The organism is Lysobacter firmicutimachus (assembly GCF_037027445.1).
Taxonomy (GTDB): Bacteria; Pseudomonadota; Gammaproteobacteria; order Xanthomonadales; family Xanthomonadaceae; genus Lysobacter; species Lysobacter firmicutimachus.
Window position 1 is genome coordinate 4,379,217 of record NZ_JBANDL010000002.1, and the last position, 18,867, is coordinate 4,398,083.

At 66.2% G+C, this 18,867-nt stretch carries 13 protein-coding genes; 5 read left to right on the forward strand and 8 right to left on the reverse strand.

Features of this window, described 5'->3' with window-relative positions; genetic code table 11:
* The first annotated feature begins 154 nt into the window (after positions 1–154).
* Complete coding sequence (gene purH, locus V2J18_RS18910) at positions 155–1,711, forward strand: bifunctional phosphoribosylaminoimidazolecarboxamide formyltransferase/IMP cyclohydrolase (protein ID WP_425606066.1); 1,557 nt, start codon at positions 155–157, stop codon at positions 1,709–1,711.
* A 43-nt stretch (positions 1,712–1,754) separates the two neighbouring features.
* Positions 1,755–2,444 carry a hypothetical protein gene (locus V2J18_RS18915; protein WP_336132585.1) on the forward strand — a complete coding sequence of 230 codons (690 nt, stop codon included), beginning with the start codon at positions 1,755–1,757 and terminating at the stop codon, positions 2,442–2,444.
* A 385-nt stretch (positions 2,445–2,829) separates the two neighbouring features.
* Here the strand turns inward: V2J18_RS18915 and V2J18_RS18920 are convergent, their stop codons facing one another.
* Positions 2,830–4,287 carry an alanine/glycine:cation symporter family protein gene (locus V2J18_RS18920; protein WP_064747254.1) on the reverse strand — a complete coding sequence of 486 codons (1,458 nt, stop codon included), beginning with the start codon at positions 4,285–4,287 and terminating at the stop codon, positions 2,830–2,832.
* Positions 4,288–4,416: 129 nt separating this feature from the next.
* On the opposite strand from V2J18_RS18920, the gene purD reads away from it, so the two are divergent.
* Positions 4,417–5,715, forward strand: a complete 1,299-nt coding sequence (gene purD / locus V2J18_RS18925) for a phosphoribosylamine--glycine ligase (protein WP_336132586.1) — start codon at positions 4,417–4,419, stop codon at positions 5,713–5,715.
* 184 nt (positions 5,716–5,899) lie between these two features.
* Here the strand turns inward: purD and V2J18_RS18930 are convergent, their stop codons facing one another.
* From V2J18_RS18930 to V2J18_RS18955, 6 genes are all read right to left on the reverse strand, one after another.
* Positions 5,900–7,528, reverse strand: a complete 1,629-nt coding sequence (locus V2J18_RS18930) for an FAD-dependent monooxygenase (RefSeq protein WP_336132587.1) — start codon at positions 7,526–7,528, stop codon at positions 5,900–5,902.
* Positions 7,529–8,174: 646 nt separating this feature from the next.
* The gene (locus tag V2J18_RS18935) at positions 8,175–8,456 is read right to left on the reverse strand and encodes a hypothetical protein (RefSeq protein WP_336132588.1); all 282 of its coding nucleotides are present in this window, start codon (positions 8,454–8,456) and stop codon (positions 8,175–8,177) included.
* Positions 8,457–8,652: 196 nt separating this feature from the next.
* The gene (locus tag V2J18_RS18940) at positions 8,653–12,138 is read right to left on the reverse strand and encodes a DEAD/DEAH box helicase family protein (protein WP_336132589.1); all 3,486 of its coding nucleotides are present in this window, start codon (positions 12,136–12,138) and stop codon (positions 8,653–8,655) included.
* A gap of 3 nt (positions 12,139–12,141) precedes the next feature.
* On the reverse strand, positions 12,142–13,260 hold the full coding sequence (locus V2J18_RS18945) for a restriction endonuclease subunit S (RefSeq protein WP_336132590.1): 1,119 nt from the start codon (positions 13,258–13,260) through the stop codon (positions 12,142–12,144).
* Positions 13,257–14,738: a type I restriction-modification system subunit M gene (locus V2J18_RS18950; RefSeq protein ID WP_336132591.1), complete on the reverse strand. Its 1,482-nt coding sequence runs from the start codon at positions 14,736–14,738 to the stop codon at positions 13,257–13,259. Before V2J18_RS18950 ends, V2J18_RS18945 begins: the two co-directional genes overlap by 4 nt.
* Before the next feature lie 200 nt (positions 14,739–14,938).
* Positions 14,939–15,859, reverse strand: coding sequence for a LysR family transcriptional regulator (locus V2J18_RS18955; RefSeq protein WP_336132592.1), 921 nt, complete (start codon positions 15,857–15,859; stop codon positions 14,939–14,941).
* Between the two features lie 129 nt (positions 15,860–15,988).
* Between V2J18_RS18955 and V2J18_RS18960 the strand changes: the two genes are divergently transcribed.
* Positions 15,989–16,393 carry a RidA family protein gene (locus V2J18_RS18960; protein ID WP_336132593.1) on the forward strand — a complete coding sequence of 135 codons (405 nt, stop codon included), beginning with the start codon at positions 15,989–15,991 and terminating at the stop codon, positions 16,391–16,393.
* Positions 16,394–16,529: 136 nt separating this feature from the next.
* Positions 16,530–17,135 carry a mechanosensitive ion channel domain-containing protein gene (locus tag V2J18_RS18965; RefSeq protein ID WP_425606067.1) on the forward strand — a complete coding sequence of 202 codons (606 nt, stop codon included), beginning with the start codon at positions 16,530–16,532 and terminating at the stop codon, positions 17,133–17,135.
* Between the two features lie 169 nt (positions 17,136–17,304).
* Here the strand turns inward: V2J18_RS18965 and V2J18_RS18970 are convergent, their stop codons facing one another.
* The gene (locus tag V2J18_RS18970; protein WP_336132594.1) at positions 17,305–18,159 is read right to left on the reverse strand and encodes an alpha/beta fold hydrolase; all 855 of its coding nucleotides are present in this window, start codon (positions 18,157–18,159) and stop codon (positions 17,305–17,307) included.
* Positions 18,160–18,867: the final 708 nt, after the last annotated feature.

The following is an 18,867-nucleotide window of genomic DNA, read 5'->3' on the forward strand; positions in this document are numbered from 1 at the left end:
TTTTCGAACCGGGCCGGGAGGATGTGCCTCGGCCTTCCCCCTCCCCCATACCGCCCTGAACGGACCGGCCGCCCGCCCCCGGCGGCTATAATTCCCGCGCCCTTCCGCAGCCTCCCTCCCCGCAATGACCTCCGACCGCTCGACCGGCTCGCCGGTGAAACTCCGTCGCGCCCTGCTGTCCGTGTCCGACAAGACCGGCCTCCTCGATCTCGCCCGCGCCCTCGCCGCGCACGGCGTGGAACTGTTGTCCACCGGCGGCACCGCCAAGGCGATCCGCGACGCCGGCCTGGCCGTGCGCGACGTCTCCGAAGTCACCGGCTTCCCCGAGATGATGGACGGCCGGGTCAAGACCCTGCATCCGATCGTGCACGGCGGCCTGCTCGGCCGCGCCGGCACCGACGACGCGGTCATGGCCGAACACGGCATCGCCGCGATCGACCTGCTGGTGCTGAACCTGTATCCGTTCGAGAAGGTTTCCGCCGACCCGTCGTCCTCGTTCGAGGACATCATCGAGAACATCGACATCGGCGGCCCGGCGATGCTGCGTTCGGCGGCGAAGAATTTCGCCCGCGTCGCCGTCGCCACCGACCCGGCCCAGTACGCCGGCCTGGTCGCCGAACTCGACGGCAACGCCGGCGCGCTGTCGGCCAAGACCCGCTTCGCCCTCGCCGTGGCCGCGTTCAACCGCGTCGCCCAGTACGACGCGGCGATCAGCAACCACCTCTCGGCGATCGCCGAAGACGGCAGCGCGCAGACCTTCCCGGCGCAGCACAACGCCAGCTTCGTCAAGGTCATGGACCTGCGCTACGGCGAAAACCCGCACCAGCAGGGCGCGTTCTATCGCGACCTGTACCCGGTGCCGGGCACCCTGGCGACCTTCGCCCAACTGCAGGGCAAGGAACTGAGTTTCAACAACCTCGCCGACGCCGACGCGGCCTGGGAATGCGTGCGCCAGTTCGAGCGCCCGGCCTGCGTGATCGTCAAGCACGCCAACCCTTGCGGCGTGGCCGAGGGCGTGGCCTGCGGCGACGCCTACGAACTGGCCTACGCCACCGACCCGACCTCGGCCTTCGGCGGCATCATCGCCTTCAACACCAAGCTCGATGCCGCCACCGCCAAGGCCATCCTCGACCGCCAGTTCGTCGAGGTGCTGATCGCCCCCGACTACGAGGACGGCGCGGTCGAATACGCCAAGAAGAAGGCCAACGTGCGCGTGCTGCGCATTCCGCACGGCACCGGCCGCAACCTGCACGACGTCAAGCGGATCGGCTCGGGCCTGCTGGTCCAGAGCAGCGACCTGCGCGAAGTCGGCCGCGACGAGCTCAAGGTGGTCAGCAAGCTCGCCCCCACCGAGGCCCAGCTCAACGATCTGCTGTTCGCCTGGCGCATCGCCAAGTTCGTCAAGTCCAACGCCATCGTCTACGCCCGCGACCACCGCAGCATCGGCATCGGCGCCGGGCAGATGAGCCGCGTGGTCAGCGCCAAGATCGCCGCGCTCAAGGCCGAGGAAGCCGGCCTGGTCGTGCCGGGTTCGGTGATGGCCTCCGACGCCTTCTTCCCGTTCCGCGACGGCATCGACGCCGCCGCGGCGGCCGGCATCAAGGCGGTGATCCAGCCGGGCGGCTCGATGCGCGACAGCGAAGTCATCGCCGCCGCCGACGAGCACGGCCTGGCGATGGTGTTCACCGGCGTGCGCCACTTCCGCCACTGAGCCCGAACGCGGGGACGCCGCGCGCGTCCCCGCGGCCGCGACCATGACGACCGTCGCCCCGACCCGCCGCCCCGTCCTGCGCGCCGCAGTCGTGCGCAAGCTGCTGGCGCTGGGCCTGATGCTGCTGGTCCTGGCCGGCTGGGGCGCCTGGCAGTACTTGCGCCGGCAGTCGGTCGACAGCGAAACCCTGGGCCCGCTGCCGTCGGACCGCCAGGCCATGACCGTGCTGCTGGTCGAACCGGACGTGACCCTCGGCATCGACGCCGGCCTGCGCCGCGACCACACCGCCTCGCTCGCCCGCGCCCTGGCGCGACGCCTGGACGAGGCCGGTTATCGCACCCAGTCATTGTCCGCGCGCAGCGACGAGGAGCGCTTCGGCCAGACCGCGCAGGGCCAGGACCGCGATGCCGCCGCCGCTCATCAAACGCGCATCGCACAGGCGATCCGTGAATTCGCCGCGCCGGTGCTGCGCGTCTCGCTGGCCGATCAACGAATGGACGGCCATCGCGTCGCCGAGCACACCTACCGGGTCGAACTGCTCGAGCCGCAATCGCTGCAACCCACCTGGCGCGCGACCTTGACCTGGCGCGAGGGCCGCTATCAATCGATCGCCCTGCTCTGGCACCTGCGCAAGAACCGCCTGCCGCCGCCGCAATGGGACAGCCTCGCCGACCTGGCGATGCAGCGCCTGCGCCGCGACGGCGTGATCGGCCAGACCGCCGTGATCCGCTGACCCAGCTCTCTGTAGGAGCGGCGTGAGCCGCGACAACCGAAGTGGCGCAATACCACGCCACCGTCCGAAACTCGGAGGCCGCGAAACGAAGGAGCCCGGATGTCCGAGCTTCGATGTCTGCGCTTGCGTAAACCGCTTCGGTTGTCGCGGCTTACGCCGCTCCTACAAAAGCTTCGCGCCCCAAGGGGTAGGAGCGACGCGAGTCGCGACCAACCGAAGCGGCGCAATACCACGCCACAACCCGAAGCCTGGAAGCCGCAAAACGAAGAAGCCCGGATGTCCGAGCTTCGGTGTCTGCGCTTGCGTAAACCGCTTCGGTTGTCGCGGCTTACGCCGCTCCTACAAAAGCTTCGCGCCCCAACGGGTAGGAGCGATCGACGGGCGCTCAAGCCCCCGGCTTGTCGCGCTCCTTCCAGATCTCCCGATCCACCCCGTCGCCCAGTTCGGCGTACTGGGCGATGTGGAACTCCGGCGACTTGCCTTCGCGCAGCTGCCGGTCGTAATCGCGGGTCAATTTCACCACTACGCCGGACAACATCACGATCGCCACCAGGTTGATCGACGCCATCAATGCCATCGCGGCATCGGCGGCATCCCACACCAGCTGAACCTTCGAGTACACGCCCCACACGATCACCAGCAGCGCCAGCACCCGCAGCACGAACAAGGACTTGGCGCCGCCGCCCAGATACAACAGATTGCTTTCGGCATAGGAGTAGTTGCCGATGATCGTGGTGAAGGCGAAGAAGAACAGCGCGATGGCGACGAAATAGGTGCCCCAAGCCGGGAAGAACACGCTCATCGCGTTCTGGGTGATCTGCACCCCGTCGCCGCCCTGGCCGAGCACGCCTGACAACAGGATCACGAAACCGGTGGCGCTGCAGATCATCAGAGTGTCGATGAACACGCCCAACGATTGCACCAGGCCCTGGCTGGAGGGATGGTGCGGTACCGGCGTGGCGGCCGCGGCGACGTTCGGCGCGCTGCCCATGCCGGCTTCGTTGGAATACAGACCGCGCTTCACGCCCTGCAGCATCGCCACCGCCAGTCCGCCGAGCACGCCGCCCGCGGCGGCGTCGAGGCCGAACGCGCTGCGTACGATCAGGCTCATCACTTCCGGAATCTGCGCCAGATGGGTGACCACCACCCAAGCCGCCAGGCCCAGATAACCCAGCGACATGAACGGCACCACCCACTCGGCGAAGCGCGCGATCGCGCGCAGTCCGCCGAAAATGATCACCGCCGTCAGCGCCACCAGCCCGGTGGCGATCTGCAACTGGCTCAGGCCGAACGCACTGCTCAGCGATTGCGCCATCGCGTTGGCGTGCACGCTGCTGAACACCAGGCCGTAAGTCAGCAGCAGGCATAGCGCGAAGGCCACGCCCATCCACGGTTTCTTGAGTCCGCGCGACATGTAGTAGGAGGGCCCGCCGCGGTACTGTCCTTTTTCGTCGCGCACCTTGTACAGCTGCGCCAGCGCGCTTTCGGCGTAAGCCGTTGCCATGCCGAGCACGGCCGTGCACCACATCCAGAACAGCGCGCCCGGCCCGCCCAGGCTCAGGGCGATGGCCACGCCGGCCAGGTTGCCAGTGCCCACGCGCGAGGCCAACGAGGTGCATAGCGCCTGGAACGGCGAAATGCCGGAACGGTCGCCGCCGGTGCCGCGCCCGATCACGTGCAACATGTGCGGAAAGCGCCGCACCTGCAGGAACCGCAGGCGTACGGTGAAGTACAGGCCGACCAGCAACAGGCCGTAGGTCAGGAAATAGTCCCAAAGCACATGATTGACCGCGCCGATCACAGGCCGCAGTAAGGCTTCGATCCCATCCAGCAAGGCTTGCATCGGCCGTCCCCGAATTGCGATGAACAGCCGCGATGGTAGCAGCCGCCTCGCCGCCTGCCTGCGGCTCGCGTAAAATCGCCAATTTCCGCGGTTTCGCGCCATTTCGGGCCGCCCGGCCCAGGAGCACACATGAAGGTCCTCGTCATCGGGTCCGGCGGGCGCGAACACGCGCTCGCCTGGAAACTCGCTCAGTCCCCGCGCATCGACGAGGTCTTGGTCGCCCCCGGCAACGCCGGCACCGCCCACGAGGCCAAGTGCCGCAACGTGAACGTGGCCGCCACCGATCTCGACGGCCTGCTGCAACTGGCCGCCGACGAAGCCGTCGCGGTCACCGTGGTCGGCCCCGAGGCGCCGCTGGTGGCCGGCGTGGTCGACCGCTTCCGCGCCGCCGGCCGGCGCATCTTCGGGCCGACCGCGGCCGCGGCCCAGCTCGAAGGCAGCAAGGCCTTCGCCAAGGATTTCCTCGCCCGTCACGGCATCCCGACCGCGTACTACGCCGTGCATACCGAGGTCGACGCCGCCCTGGCCTACATCCGCGAAAAGGGCGCGCCGATCGTGGTCAAGGCCGACGGCCTGGCCGCCGGCAAGGGCGTGATCGTCGCGATGAGCCTGGAAGAAGCCGAAGCCGCGGTGGTGGACATGCTGTCCGGCAACGCCTTCGGCGCCGCCGGCGCGCGGGTGGTGATCGAGGAGTTCCTCGACGGCGAAGAAGCCAGCTTCATCTCCATGGTCGACGGCAAGCACGCCCTGCCGATGGCGACCTCGCAGGACCACAAGCGCGTCGGCGACCGCGACACCGGCCCCAACACCGGCGGCATGGGCGCCTACTCGCCGGCGCCGGTGGTCACGCCGGAAGTGCACGATCGCGTCATGCGCGAAGTGGTGATGCCGACCGTGAACGGCATGATCGCCGACGGCGTGCCCTTCACCGGCTTCCTCTATGCCGGGCTGATGATCGATCAGGCCGGCGCGCCCAAGGTCATCGAATTCAACGTCCGCTTCGGCGACCCGGAAACCCAGCCGGTGATGCTGCGCCTGGAGTCCGACCTGCTCGATCTGGTCGAAGCCGCCATCGACGGCCGCCTCGACAGCGCCCAGGCGCAGTGGAACCCGCGCCCCTCGCTCGGCGTGGTGATGGCCGCGGCGAACTATCCGGACACGCCGCGCACCGGCGACGTCATCCACGGCCTGACCGTGCCGCAACCGCCGCACGCCAAGGTGTTCCAGGCCGGCACCAAGCTCGGCGCGAACGGCGATATCCTCACCGCCGGCGGCCGCGTGCTGTGCGTCTGCGCCCTCGGCGACGACGTCGCCCAAGCCCAGCGCGAAGCCTATGCCGCCCTGTCCAAGATCCATTGGGACGGCGAATTCCACCGCAACGACATCGGCTGGCGCGCGATCGAGCGCGAACAGCAGGCCAAGGCCTGAGCCCCCGCGGTGCGTCGCGCCCGAGCGCGACGCACCGGCTTTGTCCCGGCATCGACGCGACCTCCACGCGGTCGCGACTCGCGTCGCTTCTACCCCAAAAAACCGGCTCTTCCTGTAGGAGCGGCGTAAGCCGCGACAAGGAACGCGCAGGCACCGCAACAGCGTCGCCACCGGCCGAAGCGGTTTACCCGCCGTCCCTCCCCCCGAACCAAAGCGCCAACGCCTCGGCCAAGCCGGCCTCGCTCCCCTCTCCGACCCAGGCCACATACCCGTCCGGCCGCACCAACACCGCCGACGGCGCCGCGACCTCGCCCACGACCGGCAACTCCCAAGGGCCGTCGTAACGCGCATCGACCAACCGAACCCGGTCGACCGGATCGGCAACCGCCAACGCGCCCACCGCGCCGAAATTCAGTACCACCGGCCGCGCCTCATGCAACAAGGCGTACACCCGCATCGCCCCGCCGTCGACCGACAGTTCCAGGTCCGGCATCCGTCGCCCCAATAGCGGGTGTCCCTCGCCCAGGTCGTAGCGGATGTCCAGGCCCGACAACTGCGCGGCCAACCGCCGGCGCGGTTCCTCCGCTTCCAGCAGCCCCGCGACGACCTCGCGCAACGCCGTCGTGCGTTCGTCCGCCCGCCGCAATGCGACCGAGGCCATCGTCGTACGCAGCGCCCGCGCCGCGACCGGGTGCCGCTCGGCCTGATAGCTGTCGAGCAAACTGTCCGGCGAAATCCCCTTCGCCACCTGCGCCAGCTTCCAGCCCAGGTTCGCCGCGTCCTGCAGGCCCAACTGCAGACCCTGCCCGCCATCCGGCGCGTGCACGTGCGCCGCATCGCCGGCCAACAGCACCCGCCGCTCGCGATACGCCGCCGCCTGCCGCGTCGCATCGCTGAAACGCGATATCCAGATCGGACTGTGCACGCCGTAATCGGTGCCGCAGACCGCGATCAGCGTCGCGCGCAGGTCCTCCAAGCCCGGCTCGCCCTTGGCGACCTTCGGCTCGGTCAACATCAACCGGATCGGCCCCTGCTCGGCATACACCACTTGGCCGTCGCGGATCCGGTACTCGGTCCGGCCGAAGGAATGCATTCCGAACCCGCTGCGATGAATCCCCAGCGGCGGCGTCTGCGCCATCTCGACCTCGGCGATCAGATGGCTGGCGGTCGCGTCCCAACCGGAGAATTCGATCTCCGCCGCCTTGCGCACCGCGCTGCGTCCGCCGTCGCAACCAACCAGGTACCGCGCCCGCAGGGTCGTGCCGTCGAACAAGGCGATATCCACCCCGGCCTCGTCCTGCACGAAGCCCGCCAGCTCGCGGCCGCGATAGACACGCACCCCGAGCTCGCCGACCCAGCCGGCCAGAATCCGTTCGATATGGTTCTGCCACAGCCCCAGGCTGTACGGGTGCCGGGTCGGAATCCCGCCCAGGTCGAACGTTGCTCCGGCGAAACCGACGACCTGGGCGATCTGTCCTTCGGCCAGAAACCGCTCGACGATCCCGCGCTGGTCGAGCAACTCGAGCGTGCGCGCATGCAGGCCGCCCGCGCGCGAGCCCGCCAACGCCTGCGACTCGCGCCGCTCCACGATCGCCACGCCGACGCCCGCCAGCGCCAGCTCCGCCGCCAGCATCAAGCCGGTCGGCCCGCCGCCGGCGATCACCACCGCATGCGACTCGACCACCGAATGCCGCTCGTCTCCGCCGTCGCTGCCAGCAGCGATTTCCCGCATGTCGACCGCAGTCATCGCCGCAGCCCTGCCGCCGCGACCACGCGATTCCCGCGCCTTCCACTTCGCCAACCACATGCTCATCGCCGTCTCCCGACACGTAGCCCTCGCTACGGCCGGCGATTGAGCCCCACGCCCCGGGGCTTGCGGCAAGCCCCCGGGGGGCTAAGATAGTCATAGGGACGGAGCTCATCCGCTCCCGATGCGCACGCGGCGAACCGCCATCCCGAACAAAAGCGCCGCCCCCTCCTTGTAGGAGCGGCGTGAGCCGCGACAGAGACTGCGCAGAGAAAGCCAGCCCTATCGCTTCGGCCGAAGCCGCGCCCGCTGCCTGGCAGTAGCAGCGCACCGCTGGGCTTTCCTCCGGCCACAAGCCGCCACCTCGACGCGATCCACCGCCCCGCAGTCGCGACTCGCGTTGCTCCGACCCCAGAAAACCTGCTCCCCGTAGGTGCGGCGCAAGCCGCGACCACGACCACGCAACAACGGCGCGACCTGATGCAGCCTAGTTGCGACTCGCGTCGCCCCTGTCCCCGAACCAAAACTGTACGTCGCGACAAAGATCGCGCGAAAACGTGGACGCTATCGCCGTCGACCGAAGCCGCGCCCTGACTGTAACGGGCAACGGGCAACGGGCAACGGACAGGAGCGGCGCAAACCGCACCCGTTCCTGTCCATCCTCGCGATCATGCCGAACGCATGAAACCAGCGCCGCCCGGACACAACGGACCTAATGCACCGTTCCCATCGGTTCCTCGGGCGCCGGCTGCAACGCCACCGCCAACTCCTCGAGCTCGGAAATCTCCTTCTCCAGCGCGTCGTACAATTCGCCCTGGCGCATCATCAATTCCTCGATGTTCTGCGCCTGCTTGAGCTTCTTCAGCTCGCTGTCGAACAACAGCCACTGCGCCGTCAGCTGTTCGACGTAGTTCTTCGAGTAATGGCGCATTTCCTTGAGCTGGTTCAGCGCCGCATTGACCTGGTCCAACGGCGTCTTCGGGTCCGCAGACATGGCAACCTCCTCTCGCAAGGTTCGCGCCCAGCGTAGCCAGCCGATGCCACCGCGGCGTGAAATCCCGTCTCATCGCCGCGCACGCGTTCAGCCGATAGTTCTTCACTTCGCGCCGACATTGCCGAATAGGCCAATGAGTGAATCAAAGCCAGACTAGCTAATTCCATATAGACCTAATCGCAGTAATTCGCCGACCTTATGCAGCTGCCCGCAAGTTGATCTCAGCCAAAATCGAAATTATAGAAACCGCATCCGCGTCAGAAAACGCTCCATCAACGCCTTCGTAGTGCACCGCAGTAAAAGGGGGCTCATAGAGCATTCCTGGATCCATCACGCCAGTACTAGTGAGACGGTCGATGATCATATCCACGAATCGAATCTGCTGACTGCTATACCGTCCCTCGTCCAAGAAGCGGCCAAATGCTTCCTTGGCGGCATTCCGGTCCAGCCCCACCAACGAGCGAATAAATAGTGGAAGCGATACGTCCACCCCGTATATCTGCTCGAATCGTGATCGCCCTTCGACCACGTCAGCCTCGTATACGAAGCGCTCCAACTCCTTGAGATCCGTAGGCGTCAGCGGCTTGTTATGGCGCAGCTTCGCAACCGCAATGTGCCCCTCATTGGCACGGATATAAGCCTCGACCTTGCGCTTATACTGGGCAACGTTGATGCCTGTACTGAAGTCCTTCAATTGGATCTCGGCGGACTCGCCAATCTCGTCGGTCAGGACGGTGTAGACCGGACCTATCGCCTTGCGCTCAATGAACTTGACCAATCCTCGCAGACGGCGGCGGACGTTTTCGATCATCGGCAGGGTGATGTCCTTCCAGAATGCTTCGGACTGGATCTCCTGGATCAGTGCCAGCTGCTCCTTGACCGCGGGAATCGCCTCCATGGTTTCCAACTGGGTGGTTACCTCGATGACCCGATCGCGGTAGCCAATGAAGTCTCTCGTCGCCTTGATCAAGGCCACCTGTAGACCGAGGCAGGCTAGGTCGAAGAGCTTGGCGGTTATGTGCTCCACCTCCTGTTCGCTCGGCAGGCCGGCGACGTGGTCGCGGAGTTCGACCAGAGCTGTCTCGCCCAGCTGATCCCATTGCTCACGCTGGGCGAAGCGGGTTACGTGCTCGCGCTCCGGCCGGACAATGAAGTTGTTCAAGTTCATCGCCGCGACCTCGCCGTGGAGGTGGTCGATGATGCCCTGGCGCAATGGTCCCAGCGCGTCGTAAAGGCCGCGGTCTTCAGCGGCGGCGCGCGCATCGTCCCGCTCGGTCTTGACCGGCAGCAACGCCAACAGCTCCAACCGGCGCTTGAACAGGCGCTTGCCCAGCGGCTCGCTCATGGGCGACACCGCGCCGGCCGGGTTCTCATTGAAGTACTCGAAGTTGCCGCAGAAGTCGAAGATGAAGAACTCCTGCTTGTCCTGCCCGGGCCCGAACAGGTTCGGACACAGCCGGGTACCGCGGCCGATCATCTGCAGGAACTTCACCTTCGACCGCACCGCCTTGAAGAAGACGAGGTTCACTACCTCGGGCACGTCGATACCGGTGTCCAGCATGTCCACCGAGATGGCGATCTGCGGCAGCTTGGGCGGTCCGCTGAAGTCGTCGATCAACGTCTGCGCGTACTTCACCGCGTGCGTGATCACCCGGGCGAACTCGCCCTTGTGGTGCGGGTAGTTGTGATCGAAGCGCTGGGCGATGAACTCGGCGTGGCGCTGGTTGACCGCGAAGATGATGGTCTTGCCGATCTTGTCGCCGCCGTCGACCTTCAGCCCGTTCTCCATGACGTGCCGCAGCATCAGGTCGACGGTGTGCTCGTTGAACAGCTTCTTGTTGACCTCGGAGGCACTCACCTCGGTGGGCACTTCGCCCTCTTCCTCCTCGCCCGCGCGGTCGCCCCAGTCCAGCGACTCCCAGTGCTCCTTCTCGTCTTCGGGCAGCTCGTCGTACTTAATGCCCTCGCGCACGAACTTGATCGGCACCGAGTGCGACCTCGGCGGCACCAGGTAGCCGTCGGCCACGGCCTCGTCCAGGCCGTAGGCGTCGGTGGGCACGCCGGTCTCCAGCCCGAACAGGTGGTAGGTGTCGCGGTCCACCTCGTTGCGCGGGGTGGCGGTCAGGCCGACCAGGTAGCTGTCGAAGTAGCGGAAGATCGCGCCGTACTTCTGGTAGACGCTGCGGTGCGCCTCGTCGATCACGATCAGGTCGAAGTGGCCGATGCCGTACTTGCGGCGGTCGCCTTCCATCTCCTCGATTAGGCCCATCATCGTTGGGTAGGTGGACAGGAACACCTGCCCCTGCCCGTCCTTCTCGGTGACCAGATTGACCGGGCTGGAATCGGGCAGATGCTTCCTGAACTCGCCCGTCGCCTGATTCACCAGCGCCACGCGGTCGGCGAGGAAGAGTACGCGCTTGACCCAGTTGGCGCGCATCAGCAGTTCCACCAGCGCGATCGCGGTGCGGGTCTTGCCGGTCCCGGTGGCCATGGTCAGCAGACCAGCGCGGCGCCCTTGCGTCAGCGACTCGGTCGTCGCGCGGATGGCGCGGTGCTGGTAGGGACGCTCGACGATGGCGTTGTTGACCTTCAGTTCGCGCAGCGCCACCTGCAGCTGGCGACGCTGGATCGCACGCTCCAGTTCAGCGCGGGTGTAGAAGCCCTGCACTTCGCGCGGCGGGGCGCGACGGTCGTCCCACAGCCAGGTCTTATGGCCGTTGGTGTAGAAGATCAGCGGGCGCTGGCCCTTCATTTCCTCCAGACAGTCGGCGTAGAGCTTGGCCTGCTGCCGGCCCACGTCCGGATCGCTGAAGCTGCGCTTGGCTTCCACCACCGCCAGTGGCTTGCCGTCCGCGCCCCACAGCACGTAGTCGACGAAACCCTCACCCGGCCCGTTGGGCATGCCGGTGACCGGCACCTCGATACTGGCGTTGTCGCCGATGACCCAGCCGGCCTCGCGCAGCAGTACGTCGATGAAGAAGCGGCGGGTGTCGGCTTCGTCGTAGTCGTGCGAATCCGGCACCGCGATGTTGGCGGCCTTGGCCTGGGCCAGCTCGGCGCGCAGCGCGGCCAGTTCGGCGTTGACCTGGGCCAGCGCGGATTCGCGCTCGGCCAAGGTGGCGGCGGCCTCGGCGATGCTGGCCTCGCGCGTCTCGATCTGCGCGTGCTGCGCCTCGATCTCCTGACGGAACCTGGCTTCCTGCTTCTTCAGCTCGTCGCGGGTGAAGGCCACCGCCTCGTCGGCGCGCACGAGCTGCGGCACGCGCTTGTCGTCCCACTCGGCGACGATGCTCTTGGGGTCACTTGCGCGGGTGTAGGTGCGCGCCAGCCAGAACAGCACGTGGAACAACTCGCACACCAGCCGCAGCGCATCGCCGCTGCCGATGCGCTGGTTGCCGTGCACCGCCTGGTTGCCCAGTTTCTGGATCAGCCGCGCCTTCTGGTGGATATGCGGCGGCAGCAGCTTCTCGAACGCCGGCTGGGTCAGCAACACGCCCAGGCTGTTGTCATACGGCATCCGCAGGTCGCGGTCGTTCTCGTACAACCAGTGCACCGCCTGCTCCAGCGCATGGCGGGTGCGCATGCAGCAGGCGCGCGGGTCGGAATGGACCAGTTGCTCCGCTCCTTTCGCCGGCTCGTAGAGCGGTTTGAATTCGGATTGGAGGAACTGGAAGTTGGACATGGCCTACAACGCTCCAATAAACCCACGACACTGCATGGACGCGAGCGACGCCCCAGCCTTGTCGAGGCTAGCTCGCATCTTCTCTCTAAGCGCTTCAATGGAATGCGCCAATTGTAGGAACTTGCGTTGGACTGCAATCGGCGGAAGCGGAATTTCAGCCTCAGATAGCTGCTTTACGTTCAAATGCTTCTGAACTTGTCCACGCTGTTCTGACAGCACCAGCCGCTTCCCCCCAGACGAATTCATGAAGTGAGCGAGGAACTCCGGCAGCATGAGTTTGTTGTTGGTTCTCGCGATCAGAACGTCAATTGCATTGGCTCCGTCAAGGCTGGCCGGCACGACTGCCGCCTTTCCAGGCTGCCCGGATCGAACGGCAACCACATCGCCTGTCCTCAGCATTGTCTTCTTCAGCGGCCCGACATTGTCAGCTTCACTGAAGTAAACAAAGTCTTCAGCGATGATGCGGTTCACGCCGATGTTCAATGACCGAATCGCAGGCACGCCGCTTTCCACGTAGTACGACGCAGGCTTCACAACGATGCCGACTGTAACCTTCTCGCAATTCTCGCCGATCGATGTAACGGGCCATCCCTTGGGATTCGTTACTGGATCTCCAAACATGTCGAGGAACACCGATTGCAACAGCTGATCGAGCTTGGCGATGGCTTCGCGGCGCTTGGCGCGCAGCGCCTCGGCCTTGTCCAGAATCGCCGCGATGCGGTGCTGCTCAGGGAGCGAAGGAAGGGGAACCCTCAGTTCCTTTAGAAACTTGTAGTGCCTGCTGTAGCCCGCGTCCGGAATCCTGGCGTATCGCAGATAGTGATACAGATACTTCGTATCGCACTCCGAAGTCGGCTTGAGCACCTTTACGCCATCGGCCCCCATGGCAAATGGGAAGTCGATGTACTTAATCGCTTTCGTGTGATCGCCAAAGACGATCACGGGCAAGGATTCGCTTCGAAACCTATAAGTCAGATCGTCTGTGTAGCCAGCGACGAACCCTTGCCCTTGATCGACGACTGCCAGGCTTCCAGATTTCTGAAACGCCGATTGAGGCAGTTTGGAATTCCCGCCCGACACATCCCGAACAACATCTGTGAACTGGACCACCTGAGCGCTCACTGCAGCATCCCCTCCAACTCTTCCATTCCACGCATGATCTCGGCTTCCAGTACCTTCAGCTCGGCCAAAATCTTTTGCGGCGGATCGTGCTGCAGAGTCTCGTGCACCAACTGCTTGTAGCGGTTGATCGACAGGTCGTAGTCGTTCCCGGCAATCTCGGCCTTTGGCACCGAGAAGCTCTGATCAGTCCGTGCTCGGCCGGTCGCCTTATCGCGCTGCTGCCAGCGCTTGAGGATGTCCGGCAGGTTGTTGAGTTCGTGCTTGGTCGCATCCAGCGGATTGCGCTTGTCGTCCAGCGAATAGCCGTCCGCCTGCATATCGTAGAACCAGACGTGATCGGTGCCGCCGGAGTTGGTCTTGGTGAACAGCAGGATGGCGGTGGACACGCCGGCATAGGGGCGAAACACGCCCGAAGGCATGGAGACGATGCCGTCCAACTTGTGGTCCTCCACCAGCATGCGGCGCAGGGTCTTGTGCGCGGTGCTGGAGCCGAACAGCACGCCGTCGGGCACGATCACCGCGGCGCGGCCGCCGGGTTTAAGCAGGCGCAGAAACAGCGCCAGGAACAGCAGCTCGGTCTTCTTGGTCTTGACCATCTGCTGCAGGTCCTTGGCCGTGCTCTCGTAGTCGAGCGATCCGGCGAAGGGCGGATTGGCGAGGATCAGGCTGAACTGCCCTTCGACGCCGGCGTGGCTCTGGCTCAGCGAGTCGCGGTTCTCGATGGCCGGGCTCTCCACGCCGTGCAGCAGCATGTTCATGCTGCCCACGCGCAGCATGGTGCTGTCGAAGTCGAAGCCGTGGAAGGTGTCGCGGTTGAAGCGCTCGGCGGTCTTCTTGGTGGCGTAGATCTCCTGCTCGTGGTGCCGCTGCAGGTATTCGGCCGCCGCCACCAGGAAGCCGGCGCTGCCGCAGGCCGGGTCGCAGATCACATCGGACGGCTTGGGCGCCATCATCTCGACCATCAGCTTGATGATGTGGCGCGGGGTGCGGAACTGGCCGTTCTGCCCAGCGGTGGCGATCTTGCCGAGCATGTATTCGTACAGGTCGCCCTTGGTGTCGCGGTCCTCCATCGGGATCGCGTCGAGCATGTCCACAACCTTGGCCAGCAGCGCCGGCGTGGGGATGGTGAAGCGGGCATCCTTCATGTGGCGGGAGTAGGTGGAGTCCTCGCCCTCGCCCAGCGACTTGATGAAGGGGAAGACCTTGTTGGCCACCACGTCGTACATGGCGGCCGGGTCGCCCATCTGCTTGAACACCGACCAGCGCAGCTTCTGCTGCTTGCTGTTGAAGATCGGGTTCTCGATCTCGCGCTTGAGGCGGTTGGCCTTCTTCTCTTCCTTGGTGTGCAGCTCGTCCAGGCTCTTGATGAAGAGCAGGTAGGTCATCTGCTCGATGACTTCCATCGGGTTGGAGATTCCGCCGCTCCAGAATGCGTTCCAGATTTGATCGACCTGGTTTTTGATAGTTCCAGTAATCATTGCACTACTTAGTTAGAGTTTTTACCAATCCAGGCCATGGAGGCAAAACCTCCAATTTAGAAATGACCTGGCATCGCGACCTGGTCAATTATGGCTTCCGTCCAACCATGCGTATAGCCGCTACACCCCGATCCTGGAGACATTCGCACGGATACCTCCATATATCGTCCCGGCCATCAACTTTGCCTAGATTCATCTCGCTACCCCCGCCCCACCACCGGCGCCTCCCGCCCCACTACCTCCGCCACCCAATCGATGAACACCCGCAGCTTGGCGCTGACGTGGCGGTTCGGCGGGTAGGCCAGGTACAGCGGCATCGGCGGCAGGCGCCAGTCGGCGAATAAACGCACCAGTTCGCCGCGTTCGGCGTGGGCGCGGGCCATGTACTGGGGCAGCCAGAGCACGCCGAGGCCGGCCAGGCCGGCGGCGAGGTAGGCGTTGCCGTCGTCGACAGCGACGACGTAACGGCCTTGCAGCGGCACTTGTTCGCCGCCGCGCTGCAGGGTCTGCGCCGGAGCCTGGCCGGCGCGCGGCCACTGGAAGCGGACGATGCGGTGGCGGGCGTCGTCGAGCTCGCGCGGGTGCGCGGGGACGCCGGCGCGCTGCAGGTAGGCAGGCGAGGCGTAGGCACCCAGCGCGAGGTCGCCGATATGGCGCGCGACCAGCGAGGGGTCGGCGATCGGGCCGCCGCGGATCACGCAGTCGACGTTCTCGCCGATCAGGTCGACCCGGCGGTCGCTGACGCCCAGGTCGAGCTGCAGTTCGGGGTAGCGCTCGCAGAACGCCGGCAGGGCCGGGATCAGCACCAGCCGCGCCAACGGGCTGGGCACGTCCACGCGCAGCCGGCCGCGCGGCGCGGCCGCGGCGCCGGACAGGCTGGTCTCGGCATCGTCGATGTCGGCGAGCAGGCGCAGCACCCGCTCGTAATAGGCGGCGCCGTCGGCGGTGACGACGACCTTGCGGGTGGTGCGGTTGAGCAGCTTGACCCGCAGCCGCGCCTCCAGCTGCTGCACCAGCTGGGTGACGCGGGTCTTGCTGATCCGCAGGGTGTCGGCGGCCTTGGTGAAGCTGCCGGTCTCGACCACGCGGGCGAAGGCCTGCATCGCGTCGATACGGTCCATCGCGGCTCCGGTTTCGTTCTGGATTGTCCGGATTCTACAAACAGTGAAAACCCGATCGCCGGGTTTATCGGCATCGAACGCCTCTCTATCGTGGCCGCATCGACAACGACGACGGCATACGAGGCGACGATGAGCAAGCGCGATGTGGTATTTCCCGCAGGACGGCAGGCGCTGTACCAGCGCAACCGCTATTCGCCGGCGCTGCGGTCGAACGGCTTCCTGTTCGTCTCCGGCCAGGTCGGCAGCCGCGAGGACGGCTCGCCCGAGCCGGAACTGGAAGCGCAGGTGCGGCTGGCGTTCGCCAATTTGAACGCGGTGCTGGCCGCGGCCGGCTGCAGCTTCGACGATGTGGTCGACGTCACCCTGTTCGTGGTCGACCCGGAGCGGAATTTCGAGCGCATCTGGGCGATCGTGCCCGAGTTCTGGGGCGAGGCGCCGCATCCCACCCTGACCGGGATCGGGGTGACCTGGCTGTACGGATTCCAGTTCGAGATCAAGGCGATCGCCAAGTTGCCGCAAAGCGCGGCGCAATGATCGGCGCTGGCCGCGCGCTCGCGCACGGGGCGGCGGACGCGGCGCGGCCGGCGTTGCCGCCGCCTCGCGCACGGCGCCCTAACCCGCCTGCGCTTACACTGCCTGGCCCATCCCACGAGCCGAGAGCCGCACCGTCATGTCGCCGACCATCGCGCAAGGCGCCTATATCGCCATGAAGCTGGGCGAGGCCCTGGCGATCCTGGTCGGGGCCTGGCTGCTGACCACCCTGTTGCGGCAATTGGTGCGGCGGGTCTGCGTGCGTTACGACATCGCGCCGGCGTTCGCGTTGGGCCTGCGCCGGGTACTGAGCACGCTGATCTACATCGTCGCGCTGCTGCTGTTCCTCAACCGGCTCGGCATTTCCGGCTCGGTGGTGTGGACCACGCTGACCGGCTTCGTCGCGGTCGGCGCGGTGGCGTTCTTCGCCGCGTGGAGCGTGTTGTCGAACATCTTTTGCGCGCTGCTGATCCTGATCACGCGGCCCTTCCGGCTCTACGACTACATCGAAGTGCTGGAGAACGGCGACAAGCCGGGGCTGAAGGGGCGGGTGGTCGACATCAATTTCATCTATACCTCGCTGCAGGAGATCCATGCCGACGGCGAGGACACGGTGCTGCAGGTGCCCAACAGTCAGTTCTTCCAACGCACGACACGGCGCTGGCGGCAGGAACCGGCCTGGGCACGGACCGCGCGGGAGCAGGCGCAAGCGTCGGCGGACTGGCAGGATGCGTCGGGGCGGTGAGCGAAATCGCCTGCGCAAGCGCCTGCGGTCGCCGTTGTCCGTATTAGCGAGGGCGCCCGCGCAGCGGGTCGGGAGCGTTGAGCTATCGCCTCCGGATCGATCGGGCATCGGCGAATCCCCGTCCCTGTTTTCGAAAGAGCACGGCATGCGGCGCGTCGCCGCGGCCGGATCAGAGCGCAGTCACGTCGATGATGGCCTGCGCGAAGGCCTCGGGCGCTTCCTGCGGCAGGTTGTGGCCGATGCCGCCTTGCAGTTCGCGATGCGCGTAGGGGCCGGTGAACTTGCGCGCATACGCGGCCGCTGGCGGATGCGGGGCGCCGTTGGCGTCGCCTTCCAAGGTCATGGTCGGGACAGCGATGGTGGGCGCTTTCGCCAGCCGCGCTTCGAGTTCGTCGAACTTCGGCTCGCCCTGGGCCAGTCCGAGGCGCCAACGGTAGTTGTGGATCACCACCGCGACATGGTCGGGGTTGTCGAACGCCGCGGCGCTGCGCTCGAAGGTCGCTTCGTCGAAACGCCACCGCGGCGAGGCCAGCGTCCAGATCAGCCGGGAGAACTCGCGCCGGTTCTGCGCATAGCCGCGTTCGCCGCGCTCGGTGGCGAAGTAGAACTGGTACCACCACTGCAGCTCGGCCTTCGGCGGCAAAGGCGCCTGGTTGGCCTGCTGGCTGCCGATCAGGTAGCCGCTGACCGACACCAGCCCCCGGCAACGCTGCGGCCATAGCGCGGCCAGGATGCCGGCGGTGCGCGCGCCCCAGTCGCAGCCGCCGACGATCGCCGATTCGATGCCCAGCGCGTCGAGCAGGGCGATGGCGTCGGCGGCCAGCGCGGCCTGCTGGCCGTTGCGCGGGATGTCGGTGGACAGGAAGGCGGTGGGGCCGTAGCCGCGCAGATAGGGAACGATGACGCGATAGCCGCGCTCGGCCAGCCGCGGCGCGACCTCGGCATAGGTGTGGATGTCGTAGGGCCAGCCGTGCAACAGCAGCACCGGAGGGCCGTGGCGGGGACCGAGCTCGGCATAACTCACGCGCAATACGCCGGCGTCGATCTGCTTGAGCGCGCCCCAGGCGGCAGCGACGCTGCGACCGGGACCGGGCGCACCGGCGGAGGCGGTCGATGGGGGCGGCGGTCATGGCGGGCTCCTGGCGGGAATGGGCGGGCCAGGTCATTGGGCCGGGACGGGGTATCCGGCACGTGTCCGCGGATCGGGGGTTTTGTATGCAAGCCGGACGGGACAGGGATGCAGATACATTGCGATACACGGCGGTGCCGGAGCGCAGGGCTCGCCGGCGTCGCAGCCAAGGGGGCGCGATCCGGATCGGGGCGACGGTTCGACTGCTGTGCCGGGCGGGAGCCAGTCCCCTGCTCCGTTTTTCAAAGAAGGGGAACTACGCAGGCGGGATCGTCATGGCCGCGGCGTTCGCGGCCGCGCGCTCCAGGCCGTTCGCGGCGCCTGTCTTCAAACCGTTTGCGCCCTGCCGTTGCCTTCTTGAAAAGCTAGAGAGCGACGACCGTGCAGCCGGCGCGAGGAGTCGAGCGGTGGCCCTCGCCTTGTGGAGAGCAAAGCCACCTCCTGTTTCGACGGAGGCAGGGTAAAGCTGGCTCGAACGGCGCCGGGACGATGGGCCGGAGCGGCCGGAAAAGACCTTCGCGGTTCGACGCCGTAGCTTCCAGGTCTACTTTTCCGCTACCCCGCCCATTCCCGCTACACGACGCGGGGACGGTTTTGTTAGGC

What these genes read in the sequence shown, in the direction of transcription:
- V2J18_RS18915 (WP_336132585.1), top strand. Translation starts at nt 1,755, where the DNA reads ATGACGACCGTCGCCCCGACCCGCCGCCCCGTCCTGCGCGCCGCAGTC.
- V2J18_RS18920 (WP_064747254.1), bottom strand. Translation starts at nt 4,287, where the DNA reads ATGCAAGCCTTGCTGGATGGGATCGAAGCCTTACTGCGGCCTGTGATC.
- purD (WP_336132586.1), top strand. Translation starts at nt 4,417, where the DNA reads ATGAAGGTCCTCGTCATCGGGTCCGGCGGGCGCGAACACGCGCTCGCC.
- V2J18_RS18930 (WP_336132587.1), bottom strand. Translation starts at nt 7,528, where the DNA reads ATGAGCATGTGGTTGGCGAAGTGGAAGGCGCGGGAATCGCGTGGTCGC.
- V2J18_RS18935 (WP_336132588.1), bottom strand. Translation starts at nt 8,456, where the DNA reads ATGTCTGCGGACCCGAAGACGCCGTTGGACCAGGTCAATGCGGCGCTG.
- V2J18_RS18940 (WP_336132589.1), bottom strand. Translation starts at nt 12,138, where the DNA reads ATGTCCAACTTCCAGTTCCTCCAATCCGAATTCAAACCGCTCTACGAG.
- V2J18_RS18950 (WP_336132591.1), bottom strand. Translation starts at nt 14,738, where the DNA reads ATGATTACTGGAACTATCAAAAACCAGGTCGATCAAATCTGGAACGCA.
- V2J18_RS18955 (WP_336132592.1), bottom strand. Translation starts at nt 15,859, where the DNA reads ATGGACCGTATCGACGCGATGCAGGCCTTCGCCCGCGTGGTCGAGACC.
- V2J18_RS18960 (WP_336132593.1), top strand. Translation starts at nt 15,989, where the DNA reads ATGAGCAAGCGCGATGTGGTATTTCCCGCAGGACGGCAGGCGCTGTAC.
- V2J18_RS18965 (WP_425606067.1), top strand. Translation starts at nt 16,530, where the DNA reads ATGTCGCCGACCATCGCGCAAGGCGCCTATATCGCCATGAAGCTGGGC.